21 protein-coding genes are annotated in these 19,210 nt (G+C 57.6%); 14 read left to right on the top strand and 7 right to left on the bottom strand.

Annotated features, from left to right (window positions below):
• The 4 genes from LYZ69_02310 to LYZ69_02295 form a co-directional block, all read left to right on the top strand.
• Positions 1-593, top strand: a 593-nt coding sequence (locus LYZ69_02310) for a hypothetical protein (GenBank protein ID MDV3277284.1), incomplete at its 5' end; no start/stop codon positions are given.
• A 300-nt stretch (positions 594-893) separates the two neighbouring features.
• Positions 894-1,238: a hypothetical protein gene (locus tag LYZ69_02305; GenBank protein ID MDV3277283.1), complete on the top strand. Its 345-nt coding sequence runs from the start codon at positions 894-896 to the stop codon at positions 1,236-1,238.
• 962 nt (positions 1,239-2,200) lie between these two features.
• Positions 2,201-2,824, top strand: a complete 624-nt coding sequence (locus LYZ69_02300) for a hypothetical protein (protein MDV3277282.1) — start codon at positions 2,201-2,203, stop codon at positions 2,822-2,824.
• A 222-nt stretch (positions 2,825-3,046) separates the two neighbouring features.
• Positions 3,047-3,622, top strand: a complete 576-nt coding sequence (locus tag LYZ69_02295; GenBank protein MDV3277281.1) for a hypothetical protein — start codon at positions 3,047-3,049, stop codon at positions 3,620-3,622.
• Here the strand turns inward: LYZ69_02295 and LYZ69_02290 are convergent.
• Both LYZ69_02290 and LYZ69_02285 read right to left on the bottom strand, forming a co-directional pair.
• The gene (locus LYZ69_02290; protein MDV3277280.1) at positions 3,619-3,987 is read right to left on the bottom strand and encodes a hypothetical protein; all 369 of its coding nucleotides are present in this window, start codon (positions 3,985-3,987) and stop codon (positions 3,619-3,621) included. The genes LYZ69_02295 and LYZ69_02290 overlap by 4 nt on opposite strands.
• A gap of 354 nt (positions 3,988-4,341) precedes the next feature.
• The gene (locus LYZ69_02285; protein MDV3277279.1) at positions 4,342-5,826 is read right to left on the bottom strand and encodes a J domain-containing protein; all 1,485 of its coding nucleotides are present in this window, start codon (positions 5,824-5,826) and stop codon (positions 4,342-4,344) included.
• Positions 5,827-5,980: 154 nt separating this feature from the next.
• On the opposite strand from LYZ69_02285, the gene LYZ69_02280 reads away from it, so the two are divergent.
• Complete coding sequence (locus tag LYZ69_02280; GenBank protein ID MDV3277278.1) at positions 5,981-6,223, top strand: hypothetical protein; 243 nt, start codon at positions 5,981-5,983, stop codon at positions 6,221-6,223.
• Positions 6,224-6,317: 94 nt separating this feature from the next.
• Here LYZ69_02280 and LYZ69_02275 read toward each other — a convergent pair whose 3' ends face one another.
• Positions 6,318-6,536, bottom strand: a complete 219-nt coding sequence (locus LYZ69_02275) for a hypothetical protein (protein MDV3277277.1) — start codon at positions 6,534-6,536, stop codon at positions 6,318-6,320.
• A 154-nt stretch (positions 6,537-6,690) separates the two neighbouring features.
• On the opposite strand from LYZ69_02275, the gene LYZ69_02270 reads away from it, so the two are divergent.
• The 9 genes from LYZ69_02270 to LYZ69_02230 all read left to right on the top strand — a co-directional run bounded on the left by LYZ69_02270 (position 6,691) and on the right by LYZ69_02230 (position 16,269).
• Complete coding sequence (locus tag LYZ69_02270) at positions 6,691-6,846, top strand: hypothetical protein (protein MDV3277276.1); 156 nt, start codon at positions 6,691-6,693, stop codon at positions 6,844-6,846.
• Positions 6,847-7,060: 214 nt separating this feature from the next.
• Entirely contained in the window at positions 7,061-7,318 is a 258-nt protein-coding gene (locus tag LYZ69_02265; GenBank protein ID MDV3277275.1) for a hypothetical protein, read from the top strand.
• A 353-nt stretch (positions 7,319-7,671) separates the two neighbouring features.
• On the top strand, positions 7,672-9,744 hold the full coding sequence (locus LYZ69_02260; protein MDV3277274.1) for an elongation factor EF-2: 2,073 nt from the start codon (positions 7,672-7,674) through the stop codon (positions 9,742-9,744).
• Positions 9,745-9,823: 79 nt separating this feature from the next.
• A complete protein-coding gene (locus LYZ69_02255; protein MDV3277273.1) occupies positions 9,824-10,228 on the top strand; it encodes a hypothetical protein in 405 nt (134 codons plus the stop codon).
• 333 nt (positions 10,229-10,561) lie between these two features.
• On the top strand, positions 10,562-11,128 hold the full coding sequence (locus tag LYZ69_02250; GenBank protein MDV3277272.1) for an HAD family phosphatase: 567 nt from the start codon (positions 10,562-10,564) through the stop codon (positions 11,126-11,128).
• Positions 11,129-11,337: 209 nt separating this feature from the next.
• Positions 11,338-12,402, top strand: coding sequence for a hypothetical protein (locus LYZ69_02245; protein ID MDV3277271.1), 1,065 nt, complete (start codon positions 11,338-11,340; stop codon positions 12,400-12,402).
• Between the two features lie 180 nt (positions 12,403-12,582).
• Positions 12,583-14,988, top strand: a complete 2,406-nt coding sequence (locus LYZ69_02240) for a M1 family metallopeptidase (protein MDV3277270.1) — start codon at positions 12,583-12,585, stop codon at positions 14,986-14,988.
• A 54-nt stretch (positions 14,989-15,042) separates the two neighbouring features.
• The gene (locus LYZ69_02235) at positions 15,043-15,684 is read left to right on the top strand and encodes a hypothetical protein (GenBank protein ID MDV3277269.1); all 642 of its coding nucleotides are present in this window, start codon (positions 15,043-15,045) and stop codon (positions 15,682-15,684) included.
• A gap of 42 nt (positions 15,685-15,726) precedes the next feature.
• Positions 15,727-16,269 (top strand): flavin reductase family protein, encoded by a 543-nt coding sequence (locus LYZ69_02230; protein ID MDV3277268.1) that lies wholly within the window; start codon positions 15,727-15,729, stop codon positions 16,267-16,269.
• On the opposite strand, the gene LYZ69_02225 is transcribed toward LYZ69_02230, so the two are convergent.
• From LYZ69_02225 to LYZ69_02210, 4 genes are read right to left on the bottom strand one after another with little or no spacing between them, the layout of a single operon-like run.
• Positions 16,253-17,131: an LLM class F420-dependent oxidoreductase gene (locus LYZ69_02225; protein ID MDV3277267.1), complete on the bottom strand. Its 879-nt coding sequence runs from the start codon at positions 17,129-17,131 to the stop codon at positions 16,253-16,255. The genes LYZ69_02230 and LYZ69_02225 overlap by 17 nt on opposite strands.
• Positions 17,132-17,168: 37 nt before the next feature.
• Positions 17,169-17,786: an NAD(P)-binding domain-containing protein gene (locus tag LYZ69_02220; GenBank protein MDV3277266.1), complete on the bottom strand. Its 618-nt coding sequence runs from the start codon at positions 17,784-17,786 to the stop codon at positions 17,169-17,171.
• Positions 17,783-18,469 carry a helix-hairpin-helix domain-containing protein gene (locus LYZ69_02215; GenBank protein ID MDV3277265.1) on the bottom strand — a complete coding sequence of 229 codons (687 nt, stop codon included), beginning with the start codon at positions 18,467-18,469 and terminating at the stop codon, positions 17,783-17,785. Before LYZ69_02215 ends, LYZ69_02220 begins: the two co-directional genes overlap by 4 nt.
• Positions 18,466-19,209, bottom strand: coding sequence for an energy-coupling factor transporter transmembrane protein EcfT (locus tag LYZ69_02210; protein MDV3277264.1), 744 nt, complete (start codon positions 19,207-19,209; stop codon positions 18,466-18,468). The genes LYZ69_02215 and LYZ69_02210 overlap by 4 nt, the downstream gene beginning before the upstream one ends.
• Position 19,210: the final 1 nt, after the last annotated feature.

Here is a 19,210-nt window from a genome sequence, read left to right as displayed (position 1 = left end):
TACCGCTTAGGGTGGTCTGGGTCAGCCCGAGGCAACTGGTGATCCTTCTCTCGTCCTTCCTTGTAGGGATGACCTTCTCTGCTCCTTTTCCGACTGCCACGCTGAAGCTGATTCCGGTCGGCTCATTCCTTCTTGCCGGTCTGGTGCTGGCGTTCTGGCCGGTGCGTATGCTGACACCAGAGCAGCTCATTCTGGTTAGGCTGCGAAGGCTCTCGACGATTGCATCACAACGTCATGCGAAAAAGGAAAGCAGCGAAGAGGAGGCGGAAGAAGAAACGGCCTTCCAGATGGAGGCCGACAGCGCCGAGTCGTTCGCTCCTCTTTCGATAAGCGGGAGATGGAGGAGGACCAAGCTGCCCAGGAAGGTCTCGCTCTACGTCGACGGCGTGCCGAGAGCCGGGGCAGAAGCTCTTGCTACACCGGTGAGCGACACGGAGAGCGGCTACACCATCGTCTTCCTGCCCACCGCTGCCGACATAGGCATTCGCGAGCTAGAGGTTCGTGTCGAGGGAGAGGAGAGGCCCATCTACAGGAAGAAGGTCGAGGTGAAGGTTAAGGGAGCGAGGTCGCTGGAGATGAAGAAGGTCGCTTAACATGCAATCGCTGGGATTTGCAGACACTCAAGTGGGCCAGAGTCTCTATCCGATGGAGAAACGCTTTCGTTGACGAAAATTCCTGGGCTCGAATAGCACGTCGGTTACGGAGAAGCAACTCTTCAGTGCAATTCGTCCGTCAGTTTTAGCAGTGTTTCCCCTTGCTTGGTCAGTCCGTAAAGAACAATCGTTCCATAGGACGAAGTTGCTCTGATAAAACCATACTCGTTCAGGACCCTAATATGGTGGTCAACAGTCTTCCAATCGAGGCTCAATTCATTAGCCAGCTGTAGCCTGTCTTTGGGCGCAGCTAGGGCTTTGAGGATTGATAGTCTCGTAGATCCTCCCTTCATCTTGAGGATCAGACGGAAGGAATCCGAGTCGAGCCCGGCGTTCTTCCATCTCGACCTAACTCTTCCCCGCCATATCCAGGCCAACCCAACTACGGACCAGCCTAGAGGGAAGGTTAGAGGCGAAACTATCTTGGCGTCTTCAAATACTGACGCCAGCGGAGAACCAGAAGGTGCGAGGCTGGACGTCACGCTTGGGAGGAGCAACGAAACGAATGCGAAGGTGTTGAAGACTGCGATTAGCATCAGAACCGAAATGGCTATTGTAGAACGAGACAAACCAACATCAAAGTAGATTTTGTGTTTTATAGTTTTGCCAGAACGTTTGGGTAAAGCAATTTACGAATCAAGTCCTGATTTGCAGAACAGCAATGACAGAATCACGCCAGCTAAGAACACGGCATCTGTCGTTGGTTGTCTTCATATCTGTTGTCATCGTGGGCAGCGGTTTGTTTGGTCTTGCGCTGGCTGGTAGAACAGGCTCCTCAACGCGGGGTTTTTCTCTAAGACTTCCAAGCGCATCAAACAACTACTTCTTTGGAAGTTCTGGAACCAATTTCACAGGGTGGCTAATGCCGGCACACACTCTCGTATCGACTTCGTACACCACAAATCGAAGCCTCAACGGCTTCGTCAGTGCCACCTTGAACGTGTTTCCTTATCGCTTGCCCCAAAACGGGACATTGTATCTTGGGCTCTATGTGAACGGCAAGCTGGCAGCGAGTAGCTCGTATGACCTAGGGCAAAGCGTAGCGCACCCGGCTGCGATCCTGCAAGACCTCGTGAATGGGTCCGGGAATGCCTTGTCCAGTTTCATTCCATCGTTGGAAGGATACACCGTCACCCTCTCTTTGCACAGTTCGTTACCCGCAGGTGCCGTCATCACTGTTACTGCGTATGTCTCCGCTCCAATTTGGGCGCAGATCGACTCGGGAGCCCCGGGCCTTTCGCATGTCGACCCCACATCCTCTCCATTACCCAGTTCCCTTGAACCGGGGCAGGTCTTGGCTCCTTACACGTTAAGCATCCAGGTGCAATCGAATGCAGCGTAGCATCTTAGTCTGGACTCCGATTCTTGCGCTGCTTTTCACTTCGTTGTCTCTTGTCACGCCGGTAGCAGCAGCGACAGGGTATGTCGGTAACGACGACGCCGAATTCGGTTTCCCCAGCAGTCTGTGTAGCGCACTCATAGGGCCCAACGTGAACGCTACCGCGTCCCTTCAATCGAACTTAGTGTACACATCAGGCGACGGGCAAATGAGCCTGCAGTACAATCCAGATTTGGACGCCTCGAAACAGTGCCAGACCGGTCCATGGTACGGAGGCGCCGACTGGTTCCAATCGGGTATTATTGCAAAAAGCAGCAATAACTGTGCCGTATTCACAATTGAAGTCTACAACACATACTGGGGATCCACCGATTGGAGTTGGTATTCTAACAGTGGGAATTGCACAACCGTGAGCGCGATGTTCAACGGAGGAGCGCAGTGGTACATATCGGAACACAGCAATGCGTGCCTTACGAATTGTGGTAGCGGCTTCGAAAAGATCGATTCTGTCAGCTTTTACGTCGTTGGAGGATCAGGAGGGGGCAGTTATTACTACACTGAAAACACGCCCACAAATTGGTACTGGCTTCGTTCGAATGTCTGCTTTTGCGGAGTGACCGATGGTGGGACCATTTACAACCCAACCTTTACCACCGCCAGCGGAACGCTAGACTACAAGCTTGGCTCGGGTATTGTTCCTGGTAGTTTCGGTATCATCGGACCTCCCATTGACATTGGGACTGCCGAGGATTCGAACATGCAGTTTGGCTGCATGTCCCAAGTGTCATCGGTCTACCTGACTCAAAGTTTCGACCTGACTGGACACTGCTAGTTCGGTTAATCAGTTCTCGCACCCGCCAAGAACTCCTGATTCTTCCCAGACGACAACGCTTCCCGACCTTTAACTTACGCTCGATTCTGGGAGCACGACGCGAACTTCTTGAATAGATAACCCGAGCTAAACTAATGAAGAGCATGAGGTCTCTGGGATCTCAATCATTCTCTAAAGTAGAAATTCTATCTGCGGTTATATTACTCAAATGGGTTAATTCTCATGTCCTTCGTCTACGAGGTCGGCCCCATCAACTACTTCAACCTCAGCGAGCCAGAGAGGAACGCGGTACTTTCTGGGTTCGCAGCCGCGCTCCAGCAGTTAAGCTCAGCAGTGGTCTTCTACGTCAGATTGGATACGATGAGCGTCGTCGTCGGAAACGAGCTCTACAGCGTGAACTACAGGCGCTACTTCCTCGAGAGCGACCAGGCACTCGAGGGCTTCCTCGCTACGATGGGCCTGCAGGAGAAGTACGTCAGACTGATGGAGATGCCAGGCTACAAGGTCGCCAGCAACCTTCCCAGATACGCCGTCCTCGACAACGGGGACCTGGCGAAGGCCTACACGATAACGGGCGTCGCCTCCGACCTCGACATCGCCTTCCTCGCGAAGGACATGGGGGAGGGCAGCATCATCGACAAGACGGACGAGGTGAGGATACGGATAGAGCCTCTTCGCGGCCGCTTCGATTCGCTACGTGAGAATGTTCCGTCAAGTTGTCGGTGGGTAAGTATGGATACTATGCATTGGGTGACTACTCTGGCTCAGAGAACGACATGTAACCAGGACCATGGCTAGGATCTTAGCCCGTACTTTTTCATCAGCTCGGCCTCCGCCGCCCTGATTTCCTGGGCCTGTTTAACCAAGGTCTTCGTGTAACGGTAGTCCACCAGACCGACATAGAGCCACGCCAAAGTTAGAGCGAGGACTCCCAGCTCTACGCCCATCAAAGAGGGATCCACGAGGTTCACTGTCTGGCTGGTGACGCCGAGCATGAACGGCAGGACTACCAGTTGCGAAGCATAAGTGACCGCCAGCACAGCCGCGACGAATATCGTTATCAGCGAAAGTGTCTTGATCTTCCTTCCACCGTTCTCGATGCGCTGCAAGAACTCCTCGTGGAGCTCCAAGCCTGAGACCATGGGGTCCTCCTCTTCGGACATACGCAATTTGCACCCCTCCAGGCCTTAAAACACCAACTCACGATAAGTGACCTAGGGTGTCAGCCTCACTAGCACGCTCTCAAGGTCGTCCAACACCTTCATCCCCTCCTGGGTGACATGGTAGACGTCATGCCCGTCCAAGAGCTCCTTCCTCACGATATCCTCCTAGAAGTCACCAACCGGAGAAGTACTGATGTGAAGGCGTTGAAGACCACTTTGTCGGGATGATTCTGGTCTGGTAGAGAAAGGCCCTGTCTCGTGCGCAGGGGCTGATTGCTTACTCGATTGCCTCAAATCAGAGGGATTGCATGGAGGCCTTCCTCACGGTGTAGCCTCAAGCGACCGATCGTTCATTCATCCTGCCTGTCTCATCAGCGCGTCGTTAGCCTCATTGATTTCCTTGACCTTATCCTCCACCAGCTTCCGCTGCGCAGGGGTGGCGCCAGCTGGCAGCTTATCCACATGGTACTGCTTCATCAATTCCTGGTAGACCGCCTTGATCACCTCTGGAGTAGCACCAGGCCTGAGGCCCAATACTGCCCAGTAGTCTTTCTCTGGGGTGGCGGGTTGCGGGGTGCGCTGCCTTACGGAATCCACCAACTCGTCGAAGGTCGTTGTAATTACATATGGGTAGAATCTCATTGCTTCATCGTAGATTCGGCGGGCTTCGTTAACGCCCCCGGACGCAATAAGAGACTTCAGCTTTTCAGAGAAATGGGCCTGTGTGCCGTTGTACATCTTAATTGATAGAATCTGGTCAATCTGAGTTTCGAAGAAGCTGACCTTGGTTTTTTGAAATGCAACTTCCAGTAGTGAAGACCTGCCTTCACAGTCCAAGAACTCCCAGCGGTCGCCTTTGCCATCAAGAGTCTGGTATGTTATGAGAAGGAAAGGAAGAAAGAAAACATGCAAAACCTCATGAGTCATAGGATCCGCGAACAAACGTCGAAAGAGCGCTGACTGTACGGCCTCCTTTGCTGTGAGAAAGTTGCTGTTGAGCATTTTGAGTGCCTGGGTGTCATATGTTGAGTTGAAACTATCCTCGTACCCTTGATTCATAGAATCCACTTTCTTGTACAGCGGAGTCAACAATTCAAAGCACTCGATTACATCAATATTTGGTGGCACCACGATCTCATTGCCTGTGGGTAAAAGTTCAACGAAGCGATCCATAGAAGGGGGTGCCGGAGAGGTCGGAAAGAGGTACTCCATAATGTGAACTACATCTCCTGCCCCAGCTACGAAGTGCTTCCTTCTGCTTGCTGAATCGAAATCTGACAGGAGCGCAGATATCGCCTCTCGTGGAACAGCCAGTCTTACCAGAAGGTCCTTTGGAGCCAGATGAATCGGCCCATGGACCCTGCAGATGGCGAACGGAAAGTAAATCTTGGCTATCCCCACCACTTTCTCTTCCTGCTGGAGAAAGCCCTTCTTCTTCCTCAGAGCTTCGGCGACAGCATTAACATCCAAGTCCAGTCTTGCGCACACCATCTTACCTTCAGCGAGAAGCTGCTTTGCGCGTTTCTCCTCAATCAGGATGACTTCTAGCACTTTCTTGGCCTCTTGAATGGAGCTGGCCCAGAGTTCGGCGTCGTCCAAAGCTATCCTGATCTGTTTGCCGTCGCTGAGTTCCAGAATCAGGAACTTCTTCTTGCCAAACCCTGCTTTTTCGACCAAGCTCTTTGCGTTGACTATCTCTGAAAGGGGCACTAACTTCGAGCCAGTGTTCTCAATGAAGCTAAGGTTGCTCTCGGCGAGTTTAAGCGCAGCGTGGGTCATCCTTCCGTCAAAGAGTACTTCCGTCGTGCCATAGCTCAGAAGGGCCTTTTCCCGAGTCAACCCCCACTCTTCGGTGGTTGGGTAAGGCCGTGATAAAAGCGGAATTACCAACCATGCGCCTAAATCCTGTGTGCGACAAGACTTGCGCTGATCTTCCGCACCCTCGCAAGTCGACTCGAAGGATAAATAGGGCCAGTGAACTAATCAGCAACGCATGCCCAAGAAGAAGGCAAAGCGTTCATCGAAGAGAGCAAGGAAGTCTCTGAAGAGGGTGAAGAGGGCACCGAAGAGGAGGGTCGTCAGGAAGAAGGCCCGGCCACGTCCCCCGACCCCAATTCCTGCACCGTCGACTACGACGGCAGAAGCTGAAGGGGCACCGCCTCAGGCAACTCCCACCCCCGCGCCCGCGGCACAGGCTGCTCCGGGGCCTACCGAGGAACTAGGGCAGCAGCCATAAGCTCAAAGCCACCCTCGGAACACTTCTTTCCCAACGGTAACGCAGAATCTGCCGAACCTTCCCCTGGGCTTCTTTTCGCCGTCTAGAGGGAAACTCACGTGGGACGCGGACTGCTTTTCTTATACCGCTCCCTCCTCGACCAGCCCTTCAGGTTCGCCTCCTTGAGGGAGACCGGTTTGATTACGACGCTCTTCCTGTCCGTGTCGATCTCGATTTCGCACGGCTCGCCGATTCTGAAGGGAAACGCCGTGTCCTCGCTGACCTTCGTCGGTACGTAGACCCACACCCTCACGTACTCCCTTCCCTTGCTCACCGACCGTCTCCCTATCACCGTCCCCACGCCTTTCTTCGCTATGACAGACCACGCAAGTGCTAGCGCCTCAGGGAAAGTTGTTTAGCCTTATTCGGTCACCATGTTGATGCACTAACACATTATATATCCCGACTCGGATGCCGGCGTAAAGCGGTTGATTCTAGTCACAGACTCGCCTCTCACAGACGAGGCCATGCGCATGGCCGGACTGTACGGAATACGCATCCTGACTTACGGGACTTCGACCGAGGAATTGAAACGACAACTCGAGGATTTTCTGCAACCGAACTCGACAGTCCCATTGTCCTAACATTGCCTCCAAGGAAGGAGACAGTGACAGCCACACCACATGGTTCGCTTGAGTGTTCTAGGTCCCTTACAGCCTCGTTCTGACGCACTTCCTCCGCGTACCCGATTCGGTGCCGACAGGCGAGCTCGGCATTAAGTATCCACCTGCCCAATCAGACTGTGAACGCCGCCAGGACCGATCAAGAGGAGTGTGGGTCCACGGAGACCGCATGCCGATGAGCCAAAGCGTCCTCGGGATCATCTCCCCGGGGAGCCCCTGTCATTGCGGTTCTCATTCCCTGCACCGCGTCTTCGTCTATCGTTGGAGCCACTCCTCCGCGAGATGCAGGGACGCCGCCAGGGCCCTCCACACCTCCGAGGGCAACGTGAAGGTCGCGATGCACCGCCTCCGGAAGGCGAACCTCGACTCCACCTGCCCCCAGTGCTTCCGCCCCCGACTCCCCCGCGGCGTCTGGCAGAATTGCGACTTCTAACCCGCCCTCCCCCGGGTCCCCGTTGGTCCCAGCTTCGACATGCAGAGCCCCACGAACTACATCCAGTCGGGATACGCGCTCGGCTCTGGCCCGGATAAGCACGGACCCGTCGGACATGTGTTCTGCCATCCACAAGTATGGTTACCACCTCCCTGAAGGAAATGTTCATAACCACTTCGTGAAAGGGAACCCCAACGGCGGACTATGCCAAAGTTCAAGACGACTACAGAGGCTCTCAAGATAGTCCACAACAAGGACCAGATTCGCAACCTGGGGATCATCGCACACGTGGACCACGGAATCAGGGTAGAGTAACCCTCTACTCTGCCGTTAAGACCACCACGTCGGACTCCCTGCTCGCGGCTTGCGGAATGTTGTCCCCTTCAGTGGCAGGCCAAGCGCTAGCTCTGGACTATATGGAGCTCGAGCAGCAGCGGCAGATGACGATTAAGGCCGCGAACGTCACCTTGTACTATGAACAGGAAGCCAAGCCGTACGTCATCAACCTGATCGACACGCCCGGCCACATCGACTTCACAGGGAAGGTGACCAGGTCGCTGAGGGCCGTTGATGGGGCAATCGTAGTAGTAGACGCAGTGGAGGGTGTGATGACCCAGACGATTACAGTGACCCGACAAGCCCTCGAGGAGCGAGTTCGCCCAGTACTGTACATCAACAAGATAGACCGTCTGATCAAGGAGCTTCGCCTGACACCCGAGAAGATGCAGGAGTGGCTCTTCAGAATCGTCCAGGACTTCAACAACCTAGTTGAACAATCGGCAGAGCCGGAATACAAACAGAAATGGCAGGTCTCAGTCCAAAAGAGCCAAGTCGCATTCGGCTCCTCCAAGGACCGCTGGGGCTTCAACTTTGACATGCTGAAGGCCGCGGGCATGTCATTCAAGGACATCATCAGCGCCTACACCGCGTCCACGCCAGAAGAGCTGGGCAAGAAGTTACCCCTCCACGAGGCTCTGCTCAGCATGGTGGTGAGACACCACCCGCCGCCCCACGTCGCCCAGGCCTACCGCATCCCGAAGATCTGGCCCGGCGACCTCAACAGCGACATAGGCAAGGCGCTCCTCGCCTGTGACGAGCACGGGGCTACGGTCATGATGGTCACAAACGTCGTCGTCGACCCAGCGGCTGGGCTCGTCGCGACGGGCAGGCTCTTCTCCGGCAGCGTCTCCAACGGCGACGCGGTCTACCTGTTGAACTCGAAGAGGGAGGGGCGCATCCAGTCCGTCCAGATATTCATGGGCTTCCAGAGGGAGATAGTGGATTCACTGCCTGCGGGCAACATCCCGGCGCTGCTGGGTCTCGACATCAGGTCGGGCGAGACGATATCGAACGTGAAGGGCGTTGCACCCTTCGAATCGATCCACTACGTCAGCGAGCCGGTCGTCACCGTGGCCGTGGAGGCGAAGCACCCCAGGGACCTTCCCAAGCTGGTCGAGGTGATGCGCAGGCTCAACATCGAGGACCCGAACCTCATCATCACCATAAACCAGGAGTCGGGAGAGACACTGATGGCAGGGATGGGCGTCCTGCACCTGGAGATCGCAACCACCATGATCCAGCAGGCCGGCCTCGAGATAGTCACCTCGCCGCCCATAATCAACTACAGGGAGACAATCCGCTCGAGGGCGGGCCCGATAATGGCGCGCTCCCCCAACAGGCACAACAAGATCTTCATTGAGGTGGAGCCTCTAGAGCCCGCGGTCGTCGAGCTCATCCGCAACGGCACGATCAGCGAGAACATAGAGAAGAAGCTGGTGGTGAAGCTCCTGCGCGACCAGGGCTGGGACCCTGACCAGGCGAAAAACTGGCAAGCGATTGACGAGAGGGGGAACATAATGACCGAGCTGACCAAGGGCGTCCAGTTCCTGCAGGAGTCCATGGACTCCATCAGGGCCGGCTTCGACGACATCATGAAGAACGGGCCGCTCGCCTACGAGTTCACGAGGGGGGTCAAGGTCGTGCTCACAAACTACGTGCCCCACGAGGACGCTGCCCACAGGACGTACGCCCAGCTGATGCCTGCATCGAGGAGGGCCATCCTAGGTGCCCTTCTCTCTGCCAACCCCACACTCCTGGAGCCGGTACTCGGCATAGAGGTGAAGGGCCCGTCCGACCTCATCGGCGCCATCACGGGCGTCATTCAGGGCAAGAGGGGAAAGCTTGTCAAGATAGACCAGAGGGAGGTGATGACCGTTGTCGAAGGCGAGATTCCAGCAGCGGAGACCTTCGACCTGAGCGAGAAGATGAGGGGCGCGACAGCGGGGAAGGCCGTGTGGAACACCCACTTCAAGCTCTGGCAGGCCGTCCCCTCGAACTTGCTGATGCCGCTGGTCACCGAGATTAGGAAGCGCAAGGGGCTCCCGCCTGAGCCGCCAAAAGCAGAAGAGTTCATCGATAATGAGTAGACGAAGGTCGTAGGGACTATTCTCGAACTCCCGAGCTCGCCCTTAAGTAGAGACCCTATGTCTTCTTTCCACACCAACAATGGCAAAGCCTCCCGGAACGAAGAAACCTCTCACGATCGCGTTGGTGGTCTTCGTCTTCTGCGGCATCCTCTTGACTCCCGCAGGCCTCGAGAACCGCCCTGTCTCCGACGTCACGGCAACCGGCGCCGCGACCCTGGTCCTGTTCTTCGTTGGCTTGATCCTTGCCGTAGTCTCTCTAGCGCTGCTCTTCCGTGGTCACTCCCGGTGGTCGACGTTCGCAATCATTGCAGCAATCCTCTACTTCCCAGCCCTGCTCGTCGACGAGGCGGGGCTTCTGTCGACGATGCACCCTCCCGCTGTGATAGCCTTTCTCGAGGTGGTCCAAGCTCTGGTCGCTGTCGCAATAATCATCCTTGCGGCACGAGCGCGCATGGAGAAAAGGGTGAGCGGCCCGACTGGCTGAGTTTCGGACCATCCCCAAGAACTCGCCGGAGAATCGCCTCTTCCTCGACCCCTATCGCTCGTGGCTCCTGGCTTGGCATTTGCAACGGGCAGCCAAGGACCGAGGAGTCTATACGCTACGGGCTGCGGGAATCGGCGTCTGGCAGCCCGAGGTCGGGTCCAGACGGTTGGTTCGTCCACGGGGATGGATACCCCATCGGCGTGCCCACTGTGCGAGCTAGAGGTGTGACTGGGTGATAGTAGTCTTCGATGTGGAAGGGGTCTTGGTCGATGGCGAGTTCCTGCCAGAACTCGCCAGGCTGGTCGGAAGGAGGAGCAGGTCCGCGACATCACGATGAGGGGCATCAGGGGAGAGATAAGCTGGGAGCACGGACTCGCCCAGAGGATTGAGCTCGTCAGGGGCGTCACGCACCAGCAGTGCATGCGCGTCGCGAACTCACTGCCCATCATGAAGGGCGCAGTCGAGGCAACTGAGCGGTTGAAGAAGATGGGATGCCTGATGGTCGGCGTCAGCGGCGGGTTCTCACTCCTCACAAACAGGGTGAAGAGCGAGCTAGGCATGGACCACGTCTTCTCCAACGAGCTCGTCTTCCACGACAGCAGACTCGTGGGGTACGGCCTCCTCGTCAACGTCAACAAGGCGCAGATACTCAGGACGGCCTTCGGGAGCATGTTCGATGGAATGAGGAAAATCGCCGTCGTGGACGGGGCCAACGATGTCGACCTCTTCGACCTGGTCGACCTACGAGTCGCTTTCAATGCGCAGGAGGTGGTGAGGAAGAGGGCCGACGCCAAGATCGAGACGAAGGACCTTCGCCCTATCGTTGAGATGGCGAAGGAGCAGCTCGAGAAGGAGGGCGCTGCGCAGCCCAGATTCTCCCGGCAGCCAGCCTCCGGGTAGGTTCTAATCTCGGCCCTGGCGTGCAGGCATCGGGTTGCCCTTCAAGGAAACGCTGTTGCAACTCGTCGACCCTTGATGCAACTCCCTCCCCGACACTTCGGCTGCCCGAAACCTGTCCTGAGGCCCTACAGCATAATTCATTCTTAGGTAAAGCAATGTTGACTTTGCGTAATATCAGCACCGCGCAGCGGGTGATACACAGATCCGAAATGGACAAGACCAGTAGAACCGTAAACATAGGCGCCGAATACAAGAAACTCGCCTTGAGGTACAAGACGCTCGAGGCGCAGCTCCGACAATCAATCCCGAAGAAGGAGCACCACGAAGCTGTCTCCAAGCTCGAGAGGGAGGTAGAGGGCCTCGAGAAGGAGCTTGACAGGTCGAAGGCGGAGCAACAGAAGACTACGACGTTCATCAAGCAGTTCTCCTCTATTGCAGAGCAGATTTCGGCCCAGAACAAGGCGGCAGGAGCCCAGGGAAGGGTCTTGGAGTCCATGGCTGCGAAGATTGCTCAGGGCTTCGTTGCGACCTCCGTCCACCTGCAAGCACTTTCGAGAGCAAGGGAGCTCGAGGAGCAGATCAGGGGGATGGTGAGCAAGGAAGAATATGCCTCGCTCCAGAGGAGGTACGAAGAGGTCTCGCGCCAGATAGGCTCGATGGTCCCCGCATCGGAAAGCTTCGCGCTGAAGCAGAGGTTTGATGAGGCTACGAGGCAAATGGCCGCGATGGTCCCTGCCTCAGAGTACAACACGATCAAGGAGAGGTGCGACGAGCTAGAGAACGCCGTCTCGTCGATGGTCCCAAGGGACCAGTTGACAGCCGCAGAGGCGAAGGTGCAGGAGCTGGAAGCAAGCCTCGCTGACCACGTGCCGCAGGCGGTCTACGACGAGCTCGTCTCGAAGGTCGTCTCACTTGCAGAGCAGGTGACTGGCGGTTCGCTCTCGGCAGAGGCTGCGGAGAACATGCAACAGAATGAGACGAGCGGAGAGGAGCAGACACCGGCAACCGAAACATTCGCTGCAGAGCCCGCCCCTTCCACAGACTCGGAGGAGGCCGCTCCCGAACCTTTCGAGCCAATGGTGTTCGCAGAGGATTCCAGCCGGGAGTCATTCTCAGCCGCGGAACCAGCCCCTGAGATATCAGAGGTCCAGTCCCAGCTCGCTGAGCTAAGCTCCAAGGCAAACGAGGCCTCAGAGCCGAGCGCGGAGCCAGAGGCTCAGCAGGTCCCCGTCGCCCAGCAACCCACGATTCAGGCAGCCTCGGACAGCGCGTGAGGAACGCCCGCTGCGGGCCAAGTCCGACATTCGGCCTATTGCGAACCGCGAGATTCACCGATTGGCTGTAGATTTCTTGCAATAACTTACCTTCCCAGCCCAAACCTTCCGAGTTGGTGCCATTTCCTCCCTCAACCTTAATTCGGCCCCCGGGGGCGGCCTCTCGACCGGCGACCAAGTTTGCATATCGACTCCTACGACCTCGACCTTAACGTTGACTTCGCGCGCGCCAACGTCGAAGGAGTTGTCAAACTGACCGTGGAGACATCGGCGAACCCGCTGTTGCTCGACGCCCAAGAGATGAGCGTGAACGCGGTCGCGGTGAACGGTCGGCCCACGCGCTTCAGGTACGGCCCGAAGGAAGGGGCGCTGTCCGTCTTTGGCGTACCCAAGAAGCAGTCGGAGGTGAGCGTATCCTACTCAAAGCAGGTCTCGGACCAGACCATCTTCGGGCTGTACAAGTCGAAGTACGGGAAGGACTACATGCTTGTGACCGACCTCGAACCAGCTGCCGCGAGAACTGTCTTTCCCTGCAAGGACGAACCGACGTTCAAGGCTGTCTTCAGGCTGACGGTGACAACGGAGAGGGGGCTGGAGGTAATTTCGAACTCAAGTGTGAAGTCCAGGACTGAGACTTCTGACGGCAGGGTCAGGCACGTGTTCAACCAGTCGCCGCGCATGTCGACCTATCTCTTCTTCATGGGAATCGGGAAGTTCGAAGAGACTAGGATGTCCAGTGGGAGGACGGAGGTAATCGCAGCAACCAGGGCCGGTGCGTCTCATCAGTCAGAGTTCATCTTGGACATTTCCACTAAGGTACTGAAGGATTACGAGGAGTACTTCGGAATCCGGTACCCCCTTGAGAAGCTCCACCTAGTGGCGCTACCCGAATACCACGCTGGTGCGATGGAGAACTGGGGCGCAATCACTTCGAGGGAGGCATACGTCCTACTCGACAAGAACTCGAGCTTCTTCGACCATCGGCACGCCGCCTACGTGATGACCCATGAGATCGCCCACCAGTGGTTCGGCGACCTAGTGACCATGAAGTGGTGGGATGACCTCTGGCTGAACGAGAGCTTTGCGACCTTCATGGAGCACAAGATGATCCATAGGCTCCACCCAGAATGGGACGTCTGGAGGGAGTTTCTGAGGTTCGAGACTTTCCGCTCCATGAGCGCTGACGCGCTCTTCGGCACACACCCTATCCAGGCGAGGGTCACCTCGGTCAAGGAGATACATCAGGTCTTCGACGCGATAAGCTACGGCAAAGGAGCCGCCGTCCTCAGGATGATCGAGTCATACGTCGGGGAGGCGGCCTTCAGGACGGGAGTCAGAGCCTACCTCCGCAAGTTCAGCCACGCCAACGCCAGCGGTGAGGACCTTTGGAAGTCGATTGCCCGAGCCTCAGGGCTCCCAGTCACTAGGGTGATGAGCGCTTGGGTCATGAAGCCTGGTTTCCCCGTCGTCAAAGTCAAGGCAGTCAAGGGCGGAGTGAGACTCAGCCAAAACCGCTTCCTCCTCAGCGGAAAGAAGGCAAGGGGCGTCTGGCCCATCCCCCTCACAATGAGGGTTGGAGGCAAGGAGACGAAGATGCTGCTCGACAGGAATTCGGCCCTGGTCAAGGCGAAGATGACCGACGACTTCATCGTCAACCTGCAAAGGACTGGCTTCTACAGCGTCCTCTATGACGAGGAGACATACGGGGAGCTAGCGAACCGCTTCCAGAAGCTGCACGCGCATGACAGGGCAGGAATAATGACCGACCTCTTCCTCTTCCTCCATTCGGGGATGGTCGACCCGGAGACATACTTCAAGTTCGTATCGCTCTGCGGCGCCTCCGACGACCCGCTCGTCATAGAGACTGTTACAGACCAGCTCGCGACGCTCCGGACCATCGCGGACGAGGCGAGGATTGTCAGCAAGGGCTACGCGGACTTCTACCTCCCGGTCGCGGGTCGCCTCGGTCTTACCGCCAAGGAGGGGGAGGACCCGAACCTTGGCTCAGTACGCGAAACGTTGATGGCGCAGCTGGTAAGGGTGGACAGGGGATACGCCGCAGAGCTCGCGCCGAGGTTCGAGAATTTCGCCGATGTGGAGCCGAACTTGAAGGCTGCGGTGGCCATTGCATACGCAGTGGTGAACGGCAGTTCGGCCTATGACCCGCTGGTGAAACTTACGAAGTCGTCGGGAGAGGTGGACAGGACGAAGGCGTACTCCGCGCTCACCTCCTTCGAGGACCCGAGCCTCGTCGAGAAGGTGCTTGAGCTGGGCATAAGTGGCGAGGTGAGCCGCTCGGACTCGGGCTACACCGTGACGGGCGCTGCCACCAACCCGCGCGCGAGGAAGGTCACATGGGGCTGGATCGAGAAACGGTGGGACAGGTTGAACGAGATATACGGCGGGGCGCAGGAGTTCTATCTCTACCTCGACCGGGCGGTCCCGAGATGCGGCGTAGGAAGCGAGGACGAAGTGAAGGCGTTCATCTCTGGCGAGAGGTTCAGGGAGGGGCACATAACGTTCAGGAGGGTGTTCGAGTTGCTGGACATCTACTCCAGGCTTCGCCAGCGCCTGCTCTCGGCCTAGAGATTCAGCGTTCTCGAGATTAGGATTAAGACGTCCGCCACCAAAGCCGTAACGATGTCCACGCAAGAGGACAGGGAGTACAGCAGGAACGCGAGGAACATGGCCATCATCCTTGCGGCCATAGTGTTAGTCATCTTCGCTGCGATTTTCGTACCACCTCTCGTCAACCCTGTTCACGAGCACTTCGAGCGGAGCGCCTCAGTCACCTCTCCCTACGGCTTTACGCTGAACATCAACCTGAATACTACATCTCTGAGCGGGACGGAAGAAGTGTCGATTTCCGGCTGGGCGAACAACACCTCCTCGGAGATTCTCAACGCAACGGCTGCCAACCAATGGGCCGTCAGCCCCAATTACCTCTGGACGCGAATCTGCACGAACGGCTGGCCGATCGGAGTTGGCCTGATGCGAGGCTATTACACCTTTGACAACTACACTCTCGGTACCTTCGTCCCCTTGGTGAGGCCGATGATCGCCTGCCCCGTGTCCATGTATACCCCTAGTTCCTTCCTGATGCAGCCGCACTCCTCACTGGCGATTGTCAGGCTCAACGGCTCGCTCGCAGAGTGGAATCTCAGCACAACGCTCACCTACGGAAACCCGCCCTACATGTCTCAGCTCTCAGGCGTCTATACAGCCATCGCAGCCGACGAGTGGGGCGACGTCGCGATAGTCCACTTCCGCTTCTCGGCGTGAACCGCCCGCTTATCTAGCGAGGCGCCCTCTCCTCCTCCTGCCTTGAAAGCCGTCGACCCATCCGTCGTCCACAGGCTGTTCTATCCGGGCGTCCCAGCCCTCCTCTGCTCTTCGTCTGGCGGATCAGTTTCAGCCATGCCAGTCGTGTCGTACACCTCCATCTCCGCCGAGCCGCCTCTCATCGGCATCGCGTGCGCCCCGCGCAGTTTCACCCTCAAGCTTGCGATCGCTTCGGGGGCGTTCAGCCTCTGCTTCCTCGACAAGAGGCGGGCGGAGGCCATGTCATTCCTCGCAACGCACACAGGCCGCGGGATGACTGACAAGCTCGCAGCAGCAGGTCTCGCCCACAGGCGAGGCAGGAAGGTCGGCGCGCCCGTCGTCTCAGACTCCGTCGCTGCCGTCGAGTGCTCAGTTCGCTCGCATCGAAGGGTCGGTGACCACGTCTTCCTAATCGGCGGGGTGGAATCTGCGTACGCTTCCGGCGACTTCCGCGGCTACTGGCGCTTCAAGAACTACGCTCCCATACTCTACGCGGGCTGGCAGGGAGGGTTCAGCACGTACAGGACAGCTAGCCGTAGGACCTGATAACGTCTCTGCCGAACTTGCGCACGTCCTCCATGATTTCAATCGCCGACGGGTGAAGTATTGCGATGCACGGGTACTCCAGCCCGGCGCGCGAGTAGTCGTCGATGGACCTTCGGACCTCGGCGGCGCCACCCGAGAAGTAGGTCCTCCGCTCGCCCGATGGCGCGACCGAGTCTTCCCTCTTCTTCCTCAGGTCGGTTGTCATCCTCATGGAGAGGGTCAGTCTCTTTCCAGATTGCCTTATCATCTCTGCGCCCGCGGCGTAGCTCTTCAGGTCCAGGCCTACGGGATGCCAGCCGTCCCCGAGCCTGATTGCCCTTTCTATCGCGCTCCTGCTGTTGCCCGCGATCCAAATCGGGACGTTCCCATGTGCAGGCTTCGGCAAGAAGAGCGCGTCCTTGACGTGGAAGAATTCGCCCTCGAAGCTGACCATGTCGTCGCTCCAGAGCTTCTTGATCAGCCTGACGCTCTCGTCCATCATCCTCCCCCTTCTCTTGAAGTCGGCGCCGAGGAAGCCGAACTCCTTCTCTGCCCAGCCCGCGCCGAAACCGAGTATCAGCCTCCCGCCGGAGAACGCGTCGATGGTAGCCGCCTGCTTTGCGACGAGTATCGGGTTCCTCTGGGGGAGGACCAATATTGACGTCCCGACCTTGAGCCTGCGTGTCGCGGCGGCGACGAACGAGATTGTGACAAGCGGCTCTAGCACCTGGCCGTACGGCTCCCTCAGCTCGACTGGCATGATGATGTGGTCAGTTGCCCAGACGGAGTCGAAGCCTTCCTCTTCGCAAGCCTTCGATATCTCCACCAGTTCCCCCGGTCCGATTCTATCGCCGAAGTTAGGAAGGATGAATCCGAACTTCATCGCGGGAACGCGGCACTTGGGGGGTTATCTAATCTTCCTATGCGACGAACTTGATGGACGGGATTTTCATGCCGTTCATCTTCGCCAGGTTCCGGAGCAGCGGTGTGATCCTCTCGATCGACGAGGCCATGGAGAGCGGGCCCCCATAAAGCGGCCTCACTCCGCTTATGCTACCGACTATCGCAGCGGCCTCGTCGAAGGTCTTCTTGTCGTCCGCAGCGATCAGCACGTCGATGTCTCCCCTCCCAGATTCGAGCATGAAGCGCGCGGGGACCGTGTGGAGCGCTGCCGCCACCCTGCTCCTCTTCAGCAAGGATGCAATCTCCTCCGCAGCGGAGCCTGACTCTGCGGCGTAATGGAACGTCCCCTTCTCGATCTTCATCGGGACAACCGGAGAGATGACCAGCTTACCTGCCAGCGCAGGCTCGAGGGCCCCCATCCTCCCGACCGCCGCGTACGGAATCGCGAGTATTGCCGCTTCGCAGGCTCCTGCAGCGCCCAGCTCGTCTTCCCCGCGGACGCCGGGCACAGTGCGTGCCGCCCTCTCCGCCTTGGCCTTGTCCCTCGACCCGATGAGGACTTCGTGCTTCTTCGAGAGCTGGGCTGCGAGCGCCATCCCGAGCTTTCCCGTGCCGCCTATTATCGCGACCTTCATTCCTCCAGCCTCGTCTGATCTTCCTTCTTGTCGTAACGTAAGTACTTCGTGTCCAGGAGGTCCTTCATCCTCTGGGCCCTCTTCCAACCTATTCCTTGCGTCATCGACATCTCTCCCTGGGTCAGCCCCATTATCCTTCTCGGCGTCCCGTACTTCAGGAGCAGCCTCTCTGCGAGCTTCCTGCCCACGCCCGGCATCGACGAGACGAGGTACAGCTGTTGCTGAGGCAGGCTCTTTCCTCTAGGCGGCGCCTCCACAGGAAGTCGTGCGAGCGGCTTCGCCCGAGCGTGGGTGAGGAGCTCTGCAATGGCAATCGCGGTCTCTCTCGGGTTTGCCGTGTAGATGACCCTCAGCCCGTATGCGAGCGTTATGTTGGAAATCGCCCCGTAGTACGCCTTCAGGTTCTTGGCCAGCTTCTGGACTTCCGTCGAGTCGCCCTCGATGAGTAGGTAGGGCTTCGCGTACGACGCCGCCAGCCTGGCGGACTGGGAGAAGATCCTCGCGTCGTAGATGGAAGAGAGGAGGTCTCTCACGGACTTCCTCTCCACTGCTATCTCCGGGTTCAGGACGTAGTCGGCGACTGGGAGTTGGTTGAAGTACACTCTCACGTTGAGCTTGGAGAGCTCTTCCGGGACGCCGCTCGCCTTCTCCCTCTCGTCGGCCACGACCCGCGCGGGAATCATATTGGCATCACGGGCAGCAGGAAGTATATAGCGTAGGCAGCGAGCGAGAACAAGACGAAGCTGGCGAGTGCGACGGCCTTGTCTGCTCTGCTCGTCCTGTACTCGAAAAGAGAAGTCGGCTTCGGGACGGCCCCGTACGCCCTAGACTCCATCGCCTCCGCGAGCTCGCCGCTCCTTATCACGGAGTTGACGACGAGCGGGATTAGGACGGGTATCATGTTCTTCAACCTTCTCACCAGGTTCCCCTTCTCGAGCTCCAGCCCTCTCGACTTCTGCGCGTCCATGATCTGCATCGTATCGAGCATCATCACTGGAATGAATCTGACGGCCGTGACGAAGGCGAAGACCACGTCCCTGGGGAGCCTGAACGTCTTCATCACCTGCTCGAGCTCGTCTGGCGACGTCGTGATGAAGAACAGGCTGGTGGAGACGACGATCGCTATGAACCTGGAGGCGTAGAGCGCCGACGTGGCCAGGTTCCCGGTGAAGACAATGTTGATGACGAAGATGAAGGCCGCGAACGTGGCCGTAAGCAGCATCGTCCTCGATATCCGCCTGAGAACCTTCGCCACGGCGGCAATTGCAATGATGAACGCAAGCACGAAAACGAGCTGGAAGATTGACCTGACGAGGAGGGCCGTGGCGAACATCAGGATGGAGACCAGCAGCTTCACCCGCGGGTCGAGCCTGTGGAAGACCGAGTCGGTCCGCCTGAAGATGAAACCCCCGCTTAGCCACATC

The sequence above is a fragment of the Nitrososphaerales archaeon genome (genome assembly GCA_032906765.1).
Lineage (GTDB): Archaea > Thermoproteota > Nitrososphaeria > Nitrososphaerales > Gagatemarchaeaceae > DASPPF01.
This window is presented reverse-complemented; position numbering and strand designations above follow the sequence as displayed.

Coding starts and splice junctions, on each gene's coding strand:
- LYZ69_02210 (MDV3277264.1), bottom strand. CDS start 19,209: ATGTGGCTAAGCGGGGGTTTCATCTTCAGGCGGACCGACTCGGTCTTC.
- LYZ69_02265 (MDV3277275.1), top strand. CDS start 7,061: ATGAGCCAAAGCGTCCTCGGGATCATCTCCCCGGGGAGCCCCTGTCAT.
- LYZ69_02290 (MDV3277280.1), bottom strand. CDS start 3,987: ATGTCCGAAGAGGAGGACCCCATGGTCTCAGGCTTGGAGCTCCACGAG.
- LYZ69_02250 (MDV3277272.1), top strand. CDS start 10,562: ATGAGGGGCATCAGGGGAGAGATAAGCTGGGAGCACGGACTCGCCCAG.
- LYZ69_02300 (MDV3277282.1), top strand. CDS start 2,201: ATGAGCCTGCAGTACAATCCAGATTTGGACGCCTCGAAACAGTGCCAG.
- LYZ69_02295 (MDV3277281.1), top strand. CDS start 3,047: ATGTCCTTCGTCTACGAGGTCGGCCCCATCAACTACTTCAACCTCAGC.
- LYZ69_02215 (MDV3277265.1), bottom strand. CDS start 18,469: ATGATTCCCGCGCGGGTCGTGGCCGACGAGAGGGAGAAGGCGAGCGGC.
- LYZ69_02220 (MDV3277266.1), bottom strand. CDS start 17,786: ATGAAGGTCGCGATAATAGGCGGCACGGGAAAGCTCGGGATGGCGCTC.
- LYZ69_02235 (MDV3277269.1), top strand. CDS start 15,043: ATGTCCACGCAAGAGGACAGGGAGTACAGCAGGAACGCGAGGAACATG.
- LYZ69_02225 (MDV3277267.1), bottom strand. CDS start 17,131: ATGAAGTTCGGATTCATCCTTCCTAACTTCGGCGATAGAATCGGACCG.
- LYZ69_02280 (MDV3277278.1), top strand. CDS start 5,981: ATGCCCAAGAAGAAGGCAAAGCGTTCATCGAAGAGAGCAAGGAAGTCT.
- LYZ69_02255 (MDV3277273.1), top strand. CDS start 9,824: ATGGCAAAGCCTCCCGGAACGAAGAAACCTCTCACGATCGCGTTGGTG.
- LYZ69_02245 (MDV3277271.1), top strand. CDS start 11,338: ATGGACAAGACCAGTAGAACCGTAAACATAGGCGCCGAATACAAGAAA.